This is a genomic window from Alphaproteobacteria bacterium GM7ARS4, from assembly GCA_014332745.1.
Taxonomy (GTDB): Bacteria; Pseudomonadota; Alphaproteobacteria; order GM7ARS4; family GM7ARS4; genus GM7ARS4.
On record JACONL010000003.1, the window covers coordinates 90708 to 106763 of the forward strand.

Sequence of the window (16056 nt, forward strand, 5' to 3'; positions counted from 1 at the left end):
CAAGGAGGGGAGGCACACTTTGTGTGTCTCCCTTCCTGTCCTTTTCCCGATGTCGTGGCGTTGATGTCTTGAGGTGAGTTGTTTTTTTGGGGCGCGTTTCGACAAGGGTATGCATGTTTTTTGGGTAAAATCTTATAATTGGGTAGGAAGAATTCTTATGATATATCGCTGTTTTTTTGTTTTCTCTATGGTGATGCTGTGGTCTATTGCCTCTGTGCCTGTTGCCTTTGCCACTTCACCAGTGCCAGAGGGGGTGCCGGCTCAGTATGATGATGATGACGTCCCAACATATTATTATGTCCTAGGCGATAGCGGAAACGCCCTGTACTACGAGGGGAGCGGCGAGGATGCGAAGCCTGTCTATGGTTGGATGGATTTTTCTACGTATCGCGGGTGGCGTATCTATCATGCGGAATGCCATGTGTGCCATGGGCCTGATGGCATGGGCAGTACTTACGCGCCAGCGCTGAAGGACTCCCTCGACTATCTTGATTATGAGGGATTTATCGATGTCACCGTGAATGGGAAAAACGAGGAACAAGGTGCACAGAAGGGTAATGTGATGCCCGCCTTCGGCACGAATCCCAACGTCATACGCGACCTAGACAATATCTACCGCTATTTAAGCATGCGTCATGATGGCAAGTTGCGTCGAGGTCCTCGCCCTCCCAAACTTCCTAAGATTGTTGAAGAGGAGTAGGGGGCGCGTGATCGCCCGAGATGCCTGAGATGATGTGAGGAGGCATAGAGGATGGAGAGCTGTCGTCAGGGTGACGTCGTCACGTACGGGGTGTGTTGTCTTCTCTCTGTATTTTTTGCCTGTGCGCTCTTGGTGTTTCCTCGTGCGGGTGAGGCGCGTGGCATCAGTATCGATGCTGTGGATCAGGAGAATCTTCGCGTCTGTGCTGACCCGTCTAACCTGCCTTTTTCCAATGATAAGGGGGAAGGTTTTGAGAATGAGATAGCGTCCATGTTGGCAGAGTGGCTTGACCGTCGCCTTGTCTATGAATGGTTTCCGCAAGTGATAGGCTTTGTGCGCAACACGCTCACCAAGAAGAAGTGTGACGTCATCATTGGCACGACCAGTGGCGATGACTTGGTGCTGAACACCAATCCTTATTATCGGTGGGGCTATGTTATGATGTATCTGAAGGACTCTGGTATTGTCGTAGACCGCCCTGACCATCCCCAATTAGCAACATTGCGTATTGGCACTGTGGCTGGCACGCCAACCAATTTTGTCATTCATCGTTACAACCTCATGTCCCGTGTGCGTCCCTACAACCTTTTTTTTGATACGCGCAAAGAGTCGGTGGGGCGTGATATGGTGCGTGACTTAAAAAATGGTTTGACGGACATTGTGTATATGTCGGGTCCCGTTGCCGCTTACTATGCCAAACAGGAAGCTATCGATGTTGAGATGATTCCTTTAGAATCGACAGACCAAGGTCATGGCAAGATGGACTTTCTTATGACGATGGGTGTGCGCGCTGGTGAGAATGATTGGAAGCGCACCCTGAATGTGTTTTTACGCGAGAAAAGAGACGAGATCGGCATGGTCTTACAAAAGCATGGTGTGCCTACCCTTCCTTTGCGTCCCACGTTAAGGCGCTAAAAGTATCACGTGTGTTGCATCGTCTTATGGGGTGCTATGGGATGGGCGTGTTAATTTGATAAAGACATCTTCGAGGTCGCTCTGTCTTGTTGTGATATCGCGGATACGGATATGTTCTTTTTGGAGGGCTTCTATCAATGGTTGGAGGGCGGTTTTTCTTGGCGCATAAGAAAATCGTAGTTGGTGTGGTGTGTTCTGGCACAGGTCATAATGTTTGAGGCTGGCGGGGATGTTCTGTAGAGGCTCTTCAATGGTGATAACGACTTCTTTTTTTTCAATATGGGCGAGAAGGTTGTCGGTCTTATCATTGGCGATAATTTTTCCTTTGTCGATAATGGCAATATCTTTGCAGAGTTCTTCGGCTTCGTTGAGATAATGGGTTGTGAGGACGACGGTCACGCCTCGCGCATTAAGGGTGCGGATTTGCTTCCAGAGATGTTGTCGTAATTCGATATCGACACCTGCTGTTGGTTCGTCAAGGACAAGAATGGGTGGTGTGTGGACCATGGCTTTTGCCATCATCAGTCGTCTTCTCATACCGCCAGAGAGGGTGCGGGCATAGGCGTCGCTCTTATGGCTCAATCCTACCGTTTCGAGGAGGGCGTCTGTCTGTCTTTTCGCACGGGGGATACCATAGAGGCCAGCGTGGAGGTCGAGCATTTCTCTTGGTGTGAAAAAGGGGTCGAGGTTGAGTTCCTGTGGCACGACACCAATATACATTTTCGCCTCTCGGTGATTGGTATCGATGTCCACATTCCAGATGGTGATGGTGCCCGATGTCTTACGCACAATGCCGGCAAGGATATTGATAAAGGTCGATTTGCCGGCGCCGTTGGGCCCTAGCAACCCGAATAACGAGCCTCGAGGGATTGTCAGAGAAAAATTCTCTAGGGCGTAGGGAGGATGATGCTTTTTCGTTTTGTACTGCTTATAGACAGCGTCTGCTTTGATAGCGGCATCGGGTGTTTGGTGATTGTTGTTTGTGCTCTGTGTCATGGTGGGATGATTTATGGTGGTGTCTCGAGCCATGTGCGCGCATGCTCTAATTCTTTCAAGGCATCTTGCAGGGATTGGCGTAGCAAGGCGCGAGGCGATGAGAGAGGGAAGGGTTGTTGGGAGAGCGCATCAAGGTCTGGCGGCGTTTTCCCGTTCAAGAGACGGCATGCCCCTTTGATCGTATAGCCCTCGGTGTGGAGGAATCGTTTGATGACTTTAAGGAGGGCGACATCTTCTTGACGGTAGTAGCGTCTTTTATCGGATTTTTTGAGGGGCCTAAGATGGATGAATTGGGTTTCCCAGTAGCGTAAGACATGAGGCGGTAGGTTGAGACTCTGTGCCACATCGCCTATGGGCAGAAGCTGTTCCTGTGTTTTTTGCGAGGGCTCTTTTATCATAGCATTTTTTTATATCGATGTTCTTGTTCGCCATTGATATGGGCGCGTAGGTAGGATGAGGGGCGTAGGCTGACGACACGCCGTGCGGCAATCATGGCCTTTTCTTGCGTTTTGGGATTGCGTCCCGTCCGTTCTTTTTTATGGAGGATTCGAAATGTACCGAAGGAGGATATTTTCACATGCTGTCCTTTTTGTAGATGGCACGCCATGACGTCGAACATATCATAGACAAAAGAGAGGGCGGCTTTGCGGGGCATGCAAAATTTCTCTTCCAATTGGGCAGCTATGCCCGCCCGAGTCAAAGATTTTTTCATGAGAATCCTCTATCGTTTTGCCTCTATCACCTTGCATGTGCGCCCATGTGGAACAGGGCAAGCATAGCCGATAGCGTCCATCGAGGGAAGTGTATTATGACGTGTGTCTATAGCCAAGATGTTGTCCTCCGTCGACGGCGATGGTTTGTCCTGTGACGGAGGAGGCTTCTGTGAGGAATTGGGCGGCGTGGCATATATCTTTGAGGTCTCCTCCTTGTTGTAGGGGCATGGCGAGGCACTGGCGACGAAATGCCTCGTCGGTTTGGGTTGAGTCGGGCATGACGGGGCCCGGCGCGATGGCGTTGACGCGCACATGGGGTGCTAACGCCAGTGCTGCCGTGTGGGTCAAGGTATGGAGAGCAGATTTACTGAGCGTGTAGCTCATGAAGTAGGGCGTAGGATTGAGGACTCTTTGGTCTGTGATATTGATGACGCATGATGGTGTGTGGCGAGGGCGATGTATGTGGAAGGAGCGTATGAGCTGCATGGGGGCATGGAGATTGACAAGGATATTCTCATGCCAATGGTCGGGCTGTTCTTTCCGTAAGCTATCTTTTAAGAAGACGGAGGCGTTATTGATAAGGCATTGAGGCGCTGTTCCCATGCGTTTTATGATGTTCGGGATGAGGGTGGAACGCTCACCTGTTGTGCGAAAATCGGCAAAAAACACGAGGGCGATACCTCCTTTCTGTGCTAATTGGCGGGAGAGCGTCTGTATATCGTCATTGTCTTGGCGCGCATGGAGTGCTAATTGCCAGTGGGGAGAAAAAAATCTGGCCAGTGTCGCGCCGATACGTCGTGATGCGCCGGTGATGACCATGAGGGGTTTATCTTTCTGTGTGTGTTGTGTTGTCACGGGATGGGCGTTTTTGTGTATCACGCTGTTGTTTTTGCCTGTGTTTTGGCGAGGGGCATGATGTCTTCATGCTCTAATTGCCTGAGCGTATCGCGTAGGAGGGCGGCGCGTTCGAAGTCTAGGTTGTCAGCGGCGTCAAGCATCTCTTTTTTCAGGCGCTCTCTTTCTTCGCGTGTCTCTTTTCTGTCGTGTGCGGGACGATGTTGTCCGTTCTCTGTTCTTGTGGTGGCGTGGGTTGGCTGTTCTGTATCGATGGTGAGGTAATCTTTATCAAAGGGCGTATAGGCATCGTTATGCATGGTTTTGACAATGGTTTGTGGCGTGATATTGTGCTCTTTATTGAAGGCTTCTTGTTTTTCTCGACGCCTTGTACTTTCCGAGATGGCGTATTGCATGCTTGCCGTGATGGTATCGGCATAGAGGATAGCGCGTCCTTCTATGTTGCGCGCGGCGCGTCCTATGGTTTGTATGAGTGACGTTTTTGAGCGTAGAAAGCCTTGTTTATCGGCATCGAGGATGGCGACGAGGGCGCATTCTGGAATATCGAGCCCTTCGCGTAGTAAGTTAATGCCCACAAGGACATCGATTGTTCCTTGTCGTAGTTGGCGTATGATGTCGATACGTTCGAGGGTATCAATATCGGAGTGCATATAGCGGACTTTTATATCCAGTTCGAGCAGATAGTCGCTGAGCATTTCAGCCATACGTTTGGTGAGGGTTGTGACGAGGACACGTTGTCCTTTCTTGATGACGGCGCGACATTCTTTGATGAGGTCATCGACTTGATGGTCGGCAGGGCGGACGATACAGGGAGGGTCAGCGAGTCCTGTGGGGCGAACGATTTGTTCTATGACAGCGCCTTGCGTGCGCTCTAACTCCCAAGAGCCCGGTGTTGCCGAGACGAAAATCGTTTGCGGGCGCATGGCGTCCCATTCTTCGAAGGTCAGCGGGCGATTATCGACACATGACGGCAAGCGAAATCCGTATTGTGCCAGTGTGGATTTACGTTTGTAATCCCCTCGATACATCCCGCCTAATTGTGGCACGGTGACGTGGGATTCGTCGATAACAAGCAAGGCATTGTCTGGAAGATATTCAAACAAGGTTGGCGGTGGCTTGCCCGGCGCGCGCCCTGTCAGGTGGCGTGAGTAGTTCTCGATGCCTTGACAACTTCCTGTGGCGGCCATCATCTCTAAGTCGAATTGGGTGCGTTGTTCTATACGTTGTGCTTCCAATAATTTATTCTCTTGGAGAAAACGCTTTTTCTGTTCAAGGAGTTCTTGGCGTATGGATGTCATGGCTCTCGTCAGGGCGGGTTTTGTCGTGACATAGTGGCTATTGCTGTAGATGTGAATATGGTCTCTGTGGGCTGAGAGAGCCCCTGTGAGGGGGTCGAATTCACTGATTGTCTCTATGACATCGTCATCGAAGGCGATACGCCATGCTTTATCCTCGTAATGGGAGGGAAAGAGCTCGATATTGTCGCCTCGCACGCGAAATGTGCCGCGGTGGAAATGGGTATCGTTGCGTTTGTAGTGCAGTGCTACAATGTGACGCAAGAGTGTCGTTTGCTCCCATGTTTGTCCTTTGCGCAGAGAGATTGTCATACGGCCATAGGTGTCCTTATCACCAATGCCGTAGATACAGGAGACGCTGGCGACGACGATGACGTCTTTGCGTTCCAGAAGGGCGCGCGTGGCGGCGTGGCGCATGCGGTCGATATGTTCGTTGGTGGTGGATTCTTTTTCGATATAGAGGTCTCGTCCGGGGACATAGGCTTCAGGTTGATAGTAGTCGTAATAGGAGACAAAATAATTGACAGCATTATGGGGAAAAAAGCCTCTCATTTCTTCGAACAGCTGGGCGGCGAGTGTCTTATTGGGGGCAATGATAAGGGTAGGACGTTGGAGTTTCTCTATCGTATGGGCGATGGTGAACGTCTTGCCAGAGCCTGTGACACCCAAGAGGACAAGGTTTTTTTCATGCTGGGCAATGGCGTGGGTCAGCTGGGCGCAAGCCGATGGTTGGTCTCCTGCCAGTGAAAAGTCGGAGACTAAGCGAAAGGGTTTCTCTGTTGGTGATGATGTGACCATGAAATGGAGCTTTTTTAGTGTTGCTTGGGACTACTATACTATAGACTATGGGGGGTGCATAACGATAAGAGACGTATCTCCATGTCATCGATTCTTTCCAAGCGGATGGCCCATATCAAGCCGTCACCGACTCTTGCCGTGACGAAAAAGGCGGCATCCATGGCAGCACAAGGTGCTCATGTGATCAGTTTGGGCGCTGGCGAGCCAGACTTTCCCACCCCCGACAGTGTCAAAGAGGCAGGCATCGATGCCATACGTAGCGATATGACACGTTATACGGCAGTGGCTGGCACGGCTGAATTAAAAGAGGCGATACGCCATAAATTCAAGCGCGACAATAATCTGACATATACCGATGATGAAGTCATCGTCGGCGTTGGTGGCAAGCAAGTTTTGTATAATGCCTTTATGGCAACGTTGGATGTAGGCGACGAGGTCATCATTCCCGCGCCTTACTGGGTCTCCTATCCCGATATGGTGAAATTGGCGGGTGGCACGCCTGTCATTGTGTCATGTGGTGAAGAGCAGGGTTTCAAGCTCTCTCCCGCCATGGTGCGTCAAGCCATGACAGAGCGGACGAAATGGCTGGTGCTCAATTCACCGGGCAATCCGAGCGGCGCCGTCTATAGTCGGCAAGAGTTGCAGGCTCTTGCCAACGTTTTAAAAGATGCTCCCCATGTTTGGGTGATGAGCGATGATATGTATGAGCATATCGTCTATGCGTCCGATGTTTTTGCGACGATGGCGTCCGTTGACCCCGCCATGAAGCCACGTGTTTTGACTGTCAATGGTGTCTCGAAAGCCTATTCGATGACGGGATGGCGCATTGGCTTTGCTGGTGGTGATCGTCATGTGATCGGGGCGATGGCGAAGATTCAGTCTCAGAGCACGTCTAATCCCTGTTCCATTAGTCAGCATGCGGCGGCTCAGGCGCTCTTAGGTGAGCAACATTTTCTTGTCGAACGGAACGAGCGTTTTCGTGAGAGGCGTGACTATGTTGTGAATTTTTTGAATGATGTGGAGGGACTATCATGTCGTATGCCTGAGGGGGCGTTCTATGTGTTTGTGTGCTGTCGTCCTCTTTTAGGCAAGGGAGGGATAAAGAGCGATATCGATTTTGCTGACTATATTTTATCGGAGGAGAAAGTCGCGCTGGTTGCTGGCACGGCCTTTGGTTGTGAGGGATATTTTCGCGTGTCCTATGCCACCTCTCTCGAGTTGCTCCAAGAGGCGTGTCGTCGTATCAAGCGCGCTTGCGAGCGTTTACGTAAAGCGTGACGACACCATATTGTATGGCACTGGTGAGGGCGATCACAGCAGCGGCGTTGAGCGAGGTGATGACGGCGATGGTGTAGCCACAGAAGACGGCAAGCAGTGATAGAAGAATGGCAAGCACCATTTGTGGGATAAGGCGCATAGAGAGGAGCGATGCCGTGAGGATAGGACAGGTGAGAAGTGTGATAATAAGGACCGCCCCGACAGCCTGAAAGGCAGACACAAGTGTCAGAGCGAGAATAAAGGCAAAACCATAGCGAAGAAACGGCGCGTTATAGCCGATGCTTTTGGCATAGTCCTCATCGAAGCACAGGAGAGCCAACTCCTTACGAAAAGTGAAGACGAAGGACGCCACACACAGAAAAGAGAACGCAAGAAAACGTATGGGGAGAGAGAGCATGTCAGTCCATCGGGCAAGAGTCATACCTGTCCCTTCCATCCATGTTGGGGCGATGATGGCCGACAGATTGCCAAAGAGCGCATGTTGAATATCGATGTGGAGACCACTGAGGTCGAGACGTTCTAACAAGGTGACACCTAAGGCGAACATGCTTGTTAAGATGATCGCCATAAGACTATGGGTGGAGAGGGGGGTGATGTGGTCGAGCCATGTGATAAGCCAAACGGTGATAAGGGCTGCTATCAGTGCGCCAGTGACCATCATAGGAGGGGACACCATGTGCGTGATGGCAAAGCTGATAACAATCCCCGGCAGGACGCTATGGGAGAGCGCGTCGCCCATCAACAGCACGCGTCTATAGTGCAAGATAGCACCGACCATGCTCGCACTCATCCCACAGAGGCTGGCGGCAAGCAAGGCGGGCATATCGATGGCAAGAAAAGAGTGAAGGGATGTCATGGCTTATGTCGTTTTATAGCGGTGATACAAGAGAGCGAGGAAGAACTGGCTTGTGAGGATAAGGACGATCAGCGCGCCGCTAGGCCAATGGGGATAGAGATAAGAGAGACTTCCTCCCACAAGGCATGCGCTGCTTCCTAACAGCATAGAGACAATAAGCAATTGGCGAAAAGAACGGGTGACGAGCCATGCGCTGGCGGCAGGCGTGATGAGGAGGGCGATCAAGAGAATAAGTCCTATGGTTTGTAGTCCTATGACGGTGGCAAGAAGGATAAGGGTGAGGATCATTGTCTGTCCCCAGCCACGGTCTATATGGTGGGCGTGGCAGAAATCCTCATCGAAACAAAAGGCAAAGAGCTCTTTTTTCCATACAAGGAGGAGAACAGAGAGGGCGATGGCGAGAAGTGATGTCGTGAGCGCTTCATCCAATGTCATGGTTGCTACAGAGCCCAAGAGGAATCGGTCCAGTCCCGCCTGTCCAGCGATGGGAAGGGTCTGAATATAGCTCAGGAGAACAACGCCGAGGGGAAAGAAGACACTGATTATTGTAGCGATGGCGGCATCTGTGCTGAGTTCATGATGGTGGTTGAGCCATGTCATCAGCCCGATAGCACAGAGGCTTGACCATGTCGCGCCTATGAGGAGCCATAGATAAGGCGCGGAATGGGCTTGTGCGGGAAAGACAACGGCAAAGAGGATAAAGGCACAGGCAATGCCGGGCAATGTGGCGTGGGCGAGGGCGTCGCTGAGCATGGCTTGTTTTCTCATCAAGGCAAGGACGCCGATCATGCCTAATGTTGCGCCGCTGAGGGCTGTCGTGATAAGGACGAGGAGGGCATTATAGTGATGTTGGATAAAGGTCGATAACATCGATGATGTCGTCCCTATGTGGGCAGATAGGCTTTTTGTAACGTAGCGGGTGTGCAAATCTCTTGTGTCTTGCCTGAGGCGATGATGGTCTTATTGAGGAGCATGACATAGGGGAAATGTTTCTTGACGGCGTCGAGATGGTGATGGACGCAAAAAATGGCTACATGCTTGTCGATAAGGGAGTCCATGACGTCGAGGATAATTTTTTCACCTTGGGCGTCGATGGCAGAGAACGGTTCGTCCATGAGATAGAGACGCGCTTTGGAGGCGAGGGCGCGGGCGATGAAGAGCCTCTGACGTTGCCCGCCAGAGAGATGTTTGAGAGGTGTGTGATGATGTTCTTGTAGCTGGACTTGTTTCAGATAGTGCATGGCTTCTTGTCGATGATGTTCTTTGATAGGACGTCCAAAGCCGATACGTGGATACATGCCCATCAAGGCGACATCGAGGACATGGGCTGGAAATGACCAATCGACGCTATGCTGTTGTGGCACATAGGCGCACATGGGGGGACATACAGGGGTATTGTCAGCGCGATGTTTTTGTAGATGATAAGGGCGTCTCTTCATGGTATGGGATGGCATCGATGCTTGGGCGATGGTGTCTCCGTTGAGGAGGATACGTCCCGCACATAAGGGGGTAAGCCCGAGGATGGCTTTGAGGAGTGTCGATTTTCCCGCCCCATTAGGCCCTATAATTGCCACACTTCCTTTCTTAGGCCATGGCGAATGATACGAGACATCTTGCAAGGCATGAGATGTGCTGTGATGGTAGGAGACAGAGACATGCTGTAACACGAGCCGTGGCTGGTCATGGGTGGCCCCGTCTATGGTCATGGAAGAGGAGGCTTCGGGATGGTTTGAACAAGATGTGTGCTGTTGAGGGCTTTGCTTATGGTCACGACATTATGGAGCATCATGCCGTTGAACGTGCCTTCAGGTGAGGCGGGATGTCCCATGGAGTCGGCGAAGAGTTTTCCTCCTTGCTGTAGTGGATAGTCGCGCATTCTTGCTCCTTCTATCAGCGCGTTTATATGGCGGGGACTGACGGACGCTTCGGCAAATATGGCGGGGACACGCTTCTCTATGATGAGGTCTATCAAGGAAGCTATGCGTTGCAAGCCTGCCTCCGATTCCGTGCTCATGCCTTGAATGCCTTCGACTCGCATGCCATAGCGTCTGCCAAAATAGCCAAAGGCATCATGGGCTGTGATGAGAATACGGGCGTTGTGGGGGATGGTGCTGATAAGGGTATGAATCTGCTGGTCTAGCACTGCCAACCGTTGTTGAAACATGGTGAGACGTTGGCGATAGGTAGGCGCATGGAGGGGAGCATGGTCGATGATGGCGTCTATGCTTGTCCCTATCACGTTTGACCAGAGGACGGGGTCCATCCATATATGGGGGTCGGCGCTCTTGCCTTTGGCATTGAGGCGTTCCTCTTCTGGCACAAAGTCCATGAGGGTGAGGATGAGCTTTTGGGTTTTTTCTAAAGCGCGTATGGGACGTGCGAGTTGTGCTTCTAGGTCAGCGCCCGTCCATAGGATCACATCGGCCGCCATGAGAGTCGCCATATCGTCGCGCCTTGGGCGGTACAGATGGGGGTCTGTCCCCTCCCCCATGAGGGTCGTCACATGGGCTGTGTCGCCTAAAATATCCTGCATGGCTGTGCCGATAAAGGCTGTGCTTGCGACAACACGCATCTTCTGAGACGAGAAGGCCATGTCTGTCATCAGCCCCAGCATGAGCATGCTCGAGGCAAGGTTCAGAAAGAACGTGCGGAGAGACGTTGTGTCTTGTTGTCTATGCATGGCGTACTATCATTTCTCCTTTGCTAGCCTGTGTCAGCTTGTGTCAGCTTGTGTCAGCCTGCCTTTAAAATCCCATCCCGCGCCACCCGCCCCTATCCCTTATGGCTGTATTATAGGGGATATGACTCCTTATTGCAAATGAAACTTAATAAGATTAGCAATATGGTGCGAAAAAAACTAGAGGAAGTCCTTCAGTTGGCGTCCATTTCTGGGGATGTTAATGGCGCGACCAGAGGGGTAAGGGTTTGACTCGGCATAATCATTGATAAGGACACGTTGTCCGTGGGGCAATCCCATGAGGAGGCGATGATAGGGGATGTTGTGTTTCTTCAGTTCTTTTTCTGTGGTGGCACGCGCCCATTCAGGGCGACTCGTTGTGAGGACGATGTAGTAGCGTCCCTCTTCATAGCGTTTTTGCAGGCAAGCGATATTCTCATGGAGAGGCTCGCCGTTGCCGATACCGGGCTTAAAATGGACAGATCTATTGGTGATGAGGGTGCCGTCAATATCACAAAAGAGCGTTAAGTATTGTGCGCAATATCGTTTCCATGCATCGAGCGTACCCCAATCCTTATAGTCTTGACATGGCGTGCCGACAAAGCGATGCCCCTTGAGGATCATGTCATAGATGACGTGGCTGATATAGCATTCGCCCTCTAGCTGTGCGAGGCTTTCATAGGTTTCACAGAATTCCAGGGCGTTGCCAAACCCGTATCCTCCAGCCGAGAAGGTCGGGCTTACGACTTCTTTTTCGACGATATTATTGATGACGTTATGTTGGTCCATGACAACATAGCTCTTGGCAGCTGCTTCGACTGTTGTCATATGGTGAATGTCGTAGAAGACAACGTGATTTTGGGGTTCGATGGTTGTCTGATAGTAGCCGTCGCTGTCTTTAATGAAGACAAATCCATCAATGTTTTGCTTTTTTATCGTTACGTAGACGGTTTCCGATTGAGAGTGTGTTTCTTCATCGAGGGCACATAAGGTTGTTTTCCTCTCAATGCCGAGTTCTTTGAGTTGATGTATGAGTCCGTCTTGGAATTGGTATTGGCTCTCATGGCTTTTGAGATATGTAAAGACGATGGTCTCGAACAGATCTACATTCAATCCTGTGATGGCTTCGACACCCATGAATCGGTGTGTCTTTGGGTGTGTCAGCATCCATTTTGGTCGTAGGTTGGGAAATCTACGAGACTTTCCAGCCATAGGTATGAGCAATGTATTCATAGGCGGGTGTTTGGGTGAGGATTGTGCGAAGAATGGCTTTTTGGCGTGGTTCTTTGAGATAGGGTTCGATACGTAGGATGTTCATGGCATCGATGAGGGCGTACACGTCTGTCGAGAGGTATTGCTCGTAGCGTGCCTGTATCTTTGACCATAGGAATCGTTTTATTTGATAGACTCGAAGAGAGCGGCTTCCCTGAATGTGTGCCGACCAGAAGTAACAGAGGTCTTGTTTGAGCTTGGCAAGGTCAATTAAAAAGGAATTGAGAAAAGAGTCAAGAAAGTCAATAAAATATATCTTTTTATCTAGGAAGAGCATATTGGAGAGTGTGAGGTCGCCGTGGCATGGGGATTGTGGGACAGAGGAGAAATCATAGTCTTGTTGTTGTAGGGCGTGGACGAAGTCTGTGTATTGGGTGTTTTTTTCTATGGCGGCGAGTTTTTCTCTGATAAGGGTTTCGGCTTGGGGGTAAGGTTTTTGCTTTTGGATGAGGGAGTCGATAAATTCTTGTAGCGCATCGAAGATAAAGAGGACATCGCGTCTTCCTGCTCGATGGAAGTATTGTTGGAAGCTGCTTGAGGGGATGTATTCCATATCGAAGAAATCTGTCCCTGTGTCGAGGATACGGGGGATGGCGATGTGGTTGTATGTCACTCTTTCGAATTGCTGTTGCTTACGGCATTGTTGGGCGAGGCGTTGCTTGTAGTTGTCCTGTGCTTGTTTGCGGATAAGGGATGGCGAGAGCAGATGGAGGCGACAGCCGGACAATCCGTATTGAAGATGATTGTGAGGCGCTCTTGTCGACGGGTTCACGTGATAGCCTGTCGTTTTTTTCCGGCGTTGAGGGTATTGAGCAGGAGGCAGGCGATGGTCATGGGGCCGACGCCTCCGGGCACGGGTGTGATAAAGGAGGCGCGAGCCGATGCCTGTTCGAAATCCACATCGCCCACTAATGTCGTTTTCCCGTCATCTTTTTTGATACGGTTGATGCCGACGTCGATAACGCTTGCTCCTTTTTTCACCCAGTCGCCTTTTATCATATGCGGTATGCCGACGGCAGCGACGAGAATATCGGCCTCTTGGCACAAGGAGTCGAGGGCGCGCGTGCGTGAATGGGCGATGGTGACGGTGCAGTGTTCTTTGAGGAGGAGGGCGGCGATGGGTTTGCCGACGATATTAGAACGTCCAACAATGACGGCATGTTGCCCGCTGAGACGTTTGACATAATGTTTTAAGAGCAAGACACATCCCAGAGGGGTGCATGGGGCGACTCCGTCCAATCCGCTCCACAAGGCGCCTACATTGGAGGCATGGAATCCGTCCACATCTTTTTCTGGGGCAATGGCCTCGAGGACTTTTGCCTCATCGATATGGGCGGGGAGGGGAAGTTGGACAAGGATACCATCCACACGGGTATCGTTATTGAGACGATGGACATGGGCGAGGAGGTCTTCTTCGGTGATGGTGGCAGGGAGCACATGTTGGAAGGAACGCATGCCGACTTCTTTGGTTTGTCGGACTTTAGAGCGCACATAGACTTGGCTGGCGGGGTCTTCGCCCACGAGGACGACACTGAGGCCAAAGGTCACCTCATGTTTTTTGTGAAGATGTTCTGTTTCCTCTTTGATACGCGAGCGTAAACTGGCGGCATATGCCAAGCCATCTATAATCTTTGCCATGGTGTGACTCCTCCATGCGGGTGCTAAGGGTGGGTAAGAGGCATGTTTGTTGCGATAATATCACGTAAGAAAATAATGAAGAGGATCAAAATCATAGGCGAGATATCGATGCCGTTGATACGTGGGACGATACGTTGTATGGGATAGAGCAGAAAAGAGCTCACACGTTCGCAGACATCGGCAATACCATAGATTAATCTATTGCTTCCAGACACAAACCCAAAGGTGATAAGCCAGTTGAGGATAACGGACAGGATGACAATCCATGTGATGGCCGATAGGATGTTATCAAGGAGATTAAAAAGGGCGATCATCGCGCATGGTTTATGACAAGGGGATAAGGGCTAGAAACATATCGTCATAAAGAGGCTGACGTGATACACTCATTCTTACCTTGTTTTGAGAGCAAGAGCAAGGAGAATGCTCTGATGATGGGGAGAGCGCCATAAGAGACAGCACAAGGATAAGCGCTATGAAAGAAAAGGGATGCTTCGATGTGGCGGGGCGGGACATGGCATGGTGTATGGAGGGAGGACTCCATGGGGGGCGTGGGATGTGCGCTGTTGACTGTTATCGCGTCTTTATCCGTGACTTATGTTGTCATTGTCGTATTGGTATCCATGAGAGGGAGAAGACGACGGCACAGCGTTTGTTGATAAGCGTTGACATGCTCGTGCGGCGTCCTGTGGACGTGGCGAGTGGTGATATCACGCATGTCGTCTGTTATGAGACGGTGAAGGATTCTATCCTCTCTTTGATTGCCTCGAAGCATCACTGGCCGCTGGTGGAGACTCTTGGGGGTGTCATTTTGGAGCATATGATGGTTGACGAGCGTATTTGTTGTGCCTCTCTGACGATGGAGAAGCCAGACATTTTTGATGATTGTCGCTCTGTGGGGGTGACGTTGTTTCATGCGAGGGACGAGAGGCATGAACGATAGGCCGATATGGGTGATTAAGGTGGGTGGGAGTTTAGCAAAGAATGGGGATATGACGGAGGATTTACGGGCGTGGTTATCTGTTCTTGCTGTGACGGATAGGCGGCGTTGTTCTCTTGTCATTGTTCCGGGTGGTGGTTCTTATGCTGATAGCGCCCGTCATATGGGGCGTTCTTTTTCCTTGAGTGAAGAGGCGGGGCATGATTTAGCGGTGCGCGGGATGGAGCTCTATGGTTTTTTCCTCTCCCATGTGGACTCTCGTTTTTCCTGTGCGTCCTCGCTTCAAGGGATGGCGTGTGCGTGGCGGCAAGGCAGGCATGTGATATGGCTTCCTAGTGCCATGCTCTGTTGCGAGGAGTCGCTCTGTCCTCTTCCGAGACAATGGGCGTATACGTCTGATTCTCTTGCCTTGTGGTTAGCGTTATGGTTAGGGGCAGAGCGATTATTTTGGGTTAAGGCGCGTCCGCCTTATCATATGGGGGGGTATGTATGGCAATTGCAGGACGAGGGTTTATTAGACAAAGGTGTCTCTTTTTTTCGCCATCGAGAGAGGGGCGGGCTGTGCTGTTTTTGTCTGACGGCGCAGGAGCATGATAAGTGGCATGGGATGGTGATGGGGGGCGATGATATAGGCGTTCCTGTCTTGTGGGAACAGCAAGGGGCCGTGATGACATCGAGATAATCATTGATGACGGATTATTCGCAGCAGCGTTGGGCATGGGGATTGTCGGGGTCGGGGCATTTTTTTGCTGAGTCGCTCTCGCTGATAGAGCGTCTTGTGTCTGTGGATATTTTTATCAGCAAGGCTGGCGAAGAGCTTCTTCCCATGTATCGACAGGACATCCATAAGCTTAAGGGGGTGCGTCTTTTCAAGGAGCGTAGTGCCAGTTCTGTTCCTGTGGCGCGTTTTTATAAAAATCTCTATCACACTCTTGTGATGGCGCCGATGTCCAGCAATACGGTGGCGAAATGTGTCGTGGGGATCTCGGATAATTTATTGACGAATGTTTTTGCCCAAGCGGGGAAATGTCGTGTGCCTTGTATTTTTTTCCCCTGTGATACGGCGCGTGAGCTCGACTCTATGGCGCCTAAAGGCATGGTCAAGGTGTATCCTCGCGAGATTGAC

18 protein-coding genes and 1 pseudogene (1 of these 19 cut by a window edge) are annotated in these 16056 nt (G+C 51.0%); 6 read left to right on the forward strand and 13 right to left on the reverse strand.

Going from position 1 to position 16056, the window contains the following annotated elements; genetic code table 11:
- Positions 1-193 precede the first annotated feature (193 nt).
- On the forward strand, positions 194-700 hold the full coding sequence (locus GDA54_03945) for a c-type cytochrome (GenBank protein ID MBC6497455.1): 507 nt from the start codon (positions 194-196) through the stop codon (positions 698-700).
- 51 nt (positions 701-751) lie between these two features.
- Complete coding sequence (locus GDA54_03950) at positions 752-1615, forward strand: quinoprotein dehydrogenase-associated putative ABC transporter substrate-binding protein (GenBank protein ID MBC6497456.1); 864 nt, start codon at positions 752-754, stop codon at positions 1613-1615.
- A 24-nt stretch (positions 1616-1639) separates the two neighbouring features.
- Here GDA54_03950 and GDA54_03955 read toward each other — a convergent pair whose 3' ends face one another.
- From GDA54_03955 to uvrB, 5 genes are all read right to left on the reverse strand, one after another.
- Entirely contained in the window at positions 1640-2611 is a 972-nt protein-coding gene (locus tag GDA54_03955; protein ID MBC6497457.1) for an ABC transporter ATP-binding protein, read from the reverse strand.
- An 11-nt stretch (positions 2612-2622) separates the two neighbouring features.
- Entirely contained in the window at positions 2623-3009 is a 387-nt protein-coding gene (locus GDA54_03960; GenBank protein ID MBC6497458.1) for a MerR family transcriptional regulator, read from the reverse strand.
- Positions 3006-3323: an HU family DNA-binding protein gene (locus tag GDA54_03965; GenBank protein ID MBC6497459.1), complete on the reverse strand. Its 318-nt coding sequence runs from the start codon at positions 3321-3323 to the stop codon at positions 3006-3008. Before GDA54_03965 ends, GDA54_03960 begins: the two co-directional genes overlap by 4 nt.
- A 94-nt stretch (positions 3324-3417) precedes the next feature.
- Complete coding sequence (locus GDA54_03970; GenBank protein MBC6497460.1) at positions 3418-4179, reverse strand: SDR family oxidoreductase; 762 nt, start codon at positions 4177-4179, stop codon at positions 3418-3420.
- A 20-nt stretch (positions 4180-4199) separates the two neighbouring features.
- Positions 4200-6272, reverse strand: coding sequence for an excinuclease ABC subunit UvrB (gene uvrB / locus GDA54_03975; protein ID MBC6497461.1), 2073 nt, complete (start codon positions 6270-6272; stop codon positions 4200-4202).
- 81 nt (positions 6273-6353) lie between these two features.
- Between uvrB and GDA54_03980 the strand changes: the two genes are divergently transcribed.
- Positions 6354-7550: a pyridoxal phosphate-dependent aminotransferase gene (locus GDA54_03980; protein MBC6497462.1), complete on the forward strand. Its 1197-nt coding sequence runs from the start codon at positions 6354-6356 to the stop codon at positions 7548-7550.
- On the opposite strand, the gene GDA54_03985 is transcribed toward GDA54_03980, so the two are convergent.
- The 8 genes from GDA54_03985 to GDA54_04020 all read right to left on the reverse strand — a co-directional run bounded on the left by GDA54_03985 (position 7516) and on the right by GDA54_04020 (position 14307).
- Positions 7516-8406, reverse strand: a complete 891-nt coding sequence (locus GDA54_03985; protein ID MBC6497463.1) for a metal ABC transporter permease — start codon at positions 8404-8406, stop codon at positions 7516-7518. The two genes, GDA54_03980 and GDA54_03985, sit on opposite strands and share 35 nt — an antisense overlap.
- Before the next feature lie 3 nt (positions 8407-8409).
- On the reverse strand, positions 8410-9276 hold the full coding sequence (locus GDA54_03990) for a metal ABC transporter permease (protein MBC6497464.1): 867 nt from the start codon (positions 9274-9276) through the stop codon (positions 8410-8412).
- 14 nt (positions 9277-9290) lie between these two features.
- The gene (locus GDA54_03995; GenBank protein ID MBC6497465.1) at positions 9291-10112 is read right to left on the reverse strand and encodes a metal ABC transporter ATP-binding protein; all 822 of its coding nucleotides are present in this window, start codon (positions 10110-10112) and stop codon (positions 9291-9293) included.
- A complete protein-coding gene (locus tag GDA54_04000) occupies positions 10109-11086 on the reverse strand; it encodes a zinc ABC transporter substrate-binding protein (GenBank protein MBC6497466.1) in 978 nt (325 codons plus the stop codon). The genes GDA54_03995 and GDA54_04000 overlap by 4 nt, the downstream gene beginning before the upstream one ends.
- Positions 11087-11263: 177 nt before the next feature.
- Positions 11264-12295, reverse strand: a complete 1032-nt coding sequence (locus tag GDA54_04005) for a hypothetical protein (GenBank protein ID MBC6497467.1) — start codon at positions 12293-12295, stop codon at positions 11264-11266.
- Positions 12276-13127, reverse strand: a complete 852-nt coding sequence (locus tag GDA54_04010; protein ID MBC6497468.1) for a phosphotransferase — start codon at positions 13125-13127, stop codon at positions 12276-12278. The genes GDA54_04005 and GDA54_04010 overlap by 20 nt, the downstream gene beginning before the upstream one ends.
- Positions 13124-13993 (reverse strand): bifunctional methylenetetrahydrofolate dehydrogenase/methenyltetrahydrofolate cyclohydrolase FolD, encoded by an 870-nt coding sequence (folD, locus tag GDA54_04015; GenBank protein ID MBC6497469.1) that lies wholly within the window; start codon positions 13991-13993, stop codon positions 13124-13126. The genes GDA54_04010 and folD overlap by 4 nt, the downstream gene beginning before the upstream one ends.
- 23 nt (positions 13994-14016) lie before the next feature.
- Entirely contained in the window at positions 14017-14307 is a 291-nt protein-coding gene (locus tag GDA54_04020) for a YggT family protein (protein ID MBC6497470.1), read from the reverse strand.
- Positions 14308-14465: 158 nt separating this feature from the next.
- Here GDA54_04020 and GDA54_04025 point away from each other — a divergent pair, with 158 nt between their 5' ends.
- The 3 genes and pseudogenes from GDA54_04025 to GDA54_04035 form a co-directional block, all read left to right on the forward strand.
- On the forward strand, positions 14466-14933 hold the full coding sequence (locus tag GDA54_04025) for a dihydroneopterin aldolase (protein MBC6497471.1): 468 nt from the start codon (positions 14466-14468) through the stop codon (positions 14931-14933).
- Positions 14923-15612: a hypothetical protein gene (locus GDA54_04030; protein ID MBC6497472.1), complete on the forward strand. Its 690-nt coding sequence runs from the start codon at positions 14923-14925 to the stop codon at positions 15610-15612. The genes GDA54_04025 and GDA54_04030 overlap by 11 nt, the downstream gene beginning before the upstream one ends.
- A gap of 6 nt (positions 15613-15618) precedes the next feature.
- Positions 15619-16056, forward strand: a pseudogene (locus tag GDA54_04035) (flavoprotein); it runs 81 nt beyond the window's last position.

Bases quoted from the DNA above. Each gene is read 5' to 3' on its own strand.
- GDA54_03945 (MBC6497455.1), top strand. From the start codon at position 194: ATGCTGTGGTCTATTGCCTCTGTGCCTGTTGCCTTTGCCACTTCACCA.
- GDA54_03950 (MBC6497456.1), top strand. From the start codon at position 752: ATGGAGAGCTGTCGTCAGGGTGACGTCGTCACGTACGGGGTGTGTTGT.
- GDA54_03955 (MBC6497457.1), bottom strand. From the start codon at position 2,611: ATGACACAGAGCACAAACAACAATCACCAAACACCCGATGCCGCTATC.
- GDA54_03960 (MBC6497458.1), bottom strand. From the start codon at position 3,009: ATGATAAAAGAGCCCTCGCAAAAAACACAGGAACAGCTTCTGCCCATA.
- GDA54_03965 (MBC6497459.1), bottom strand. From the start codon at position 3,323: ATGAAAAAATCTTTGACTCGGGCGGGCATAGCTGCCCAATTGGAAGAG.
- uvrB (MBC6497461.1), bottom strand. From the start codon at position 6,272: ATGGTCACATCATCACCAACAGAGAAACCCTTTCGCTTAGTCTCCGAC.
- GDA54_03980 (MBC6497462.1), top strand. From the start codon at position 6,354: ATGTCATCGATTCTTTCCAAGCGGATGGCCCATATCAAGCCGTCACCG.
- GDA54_03985 (MBC6497463.1), bottom strand. From the start codon at position 8,406: ATGACATCCCTTCACTCTTTTCTTGCCATCGATATGCCCGCCTTGCTT.
- GDA54_03990 (MBC6497464.1), bottom strand. From the start codon at position 9,276: ATGTTATCGACCTTTATCCAACATCACTATAATGCCCTCCTCGTCCTT.
- GDA54_03995 (MBC6497465.1), bottom strand. From the start codon at position 10,112: ATGACCATAGACGGGGCCACCCATGACCAGCCACGGCTCGTGTTACAG.
- GDA54_04000 (MBC6497466.1), bottom strand. From the start codon at position 11,086: ATGCATAGACAACAAGACACAACGTCTCTCCGCACGTTCTTTCTGAAC.
- GDA54_04005 (MBC6497467.1), bottom strand. From the start codon at position 12,295: ATGGCTGGAAAGTCTCGTAGATTTCCCAACCTACGACCAAAATGGATG.
- folD (MBC6497469.1), bottom strand. From the start codon at position 13,993: ATGGCAAAGATTATAGATGGCTTGGCATATGCCGCCAGTTTACGCTCG.
- GDA54_04020 (MBC6497470.1), bottom strand. From the start codon at position 14,307: ATGATCGCCCTTTTTAATCTCCTTGATAACATCCTATCGGCCATCACA.
- GDA54_04025 (MBC6497471.1), top strand. From the start codon at position 14,466: ATGAAAGAAAAGGGATGCTTCGATGTGGCGGGGCGGGACATGGCATGG.
- GDA54_04030 (MBC6497472.1), top strand. From the start codon at position 14,923: ATGAACGATAGGCCGATATGGGTGATTAAGGTGGGTGGGAGTTTAGCA.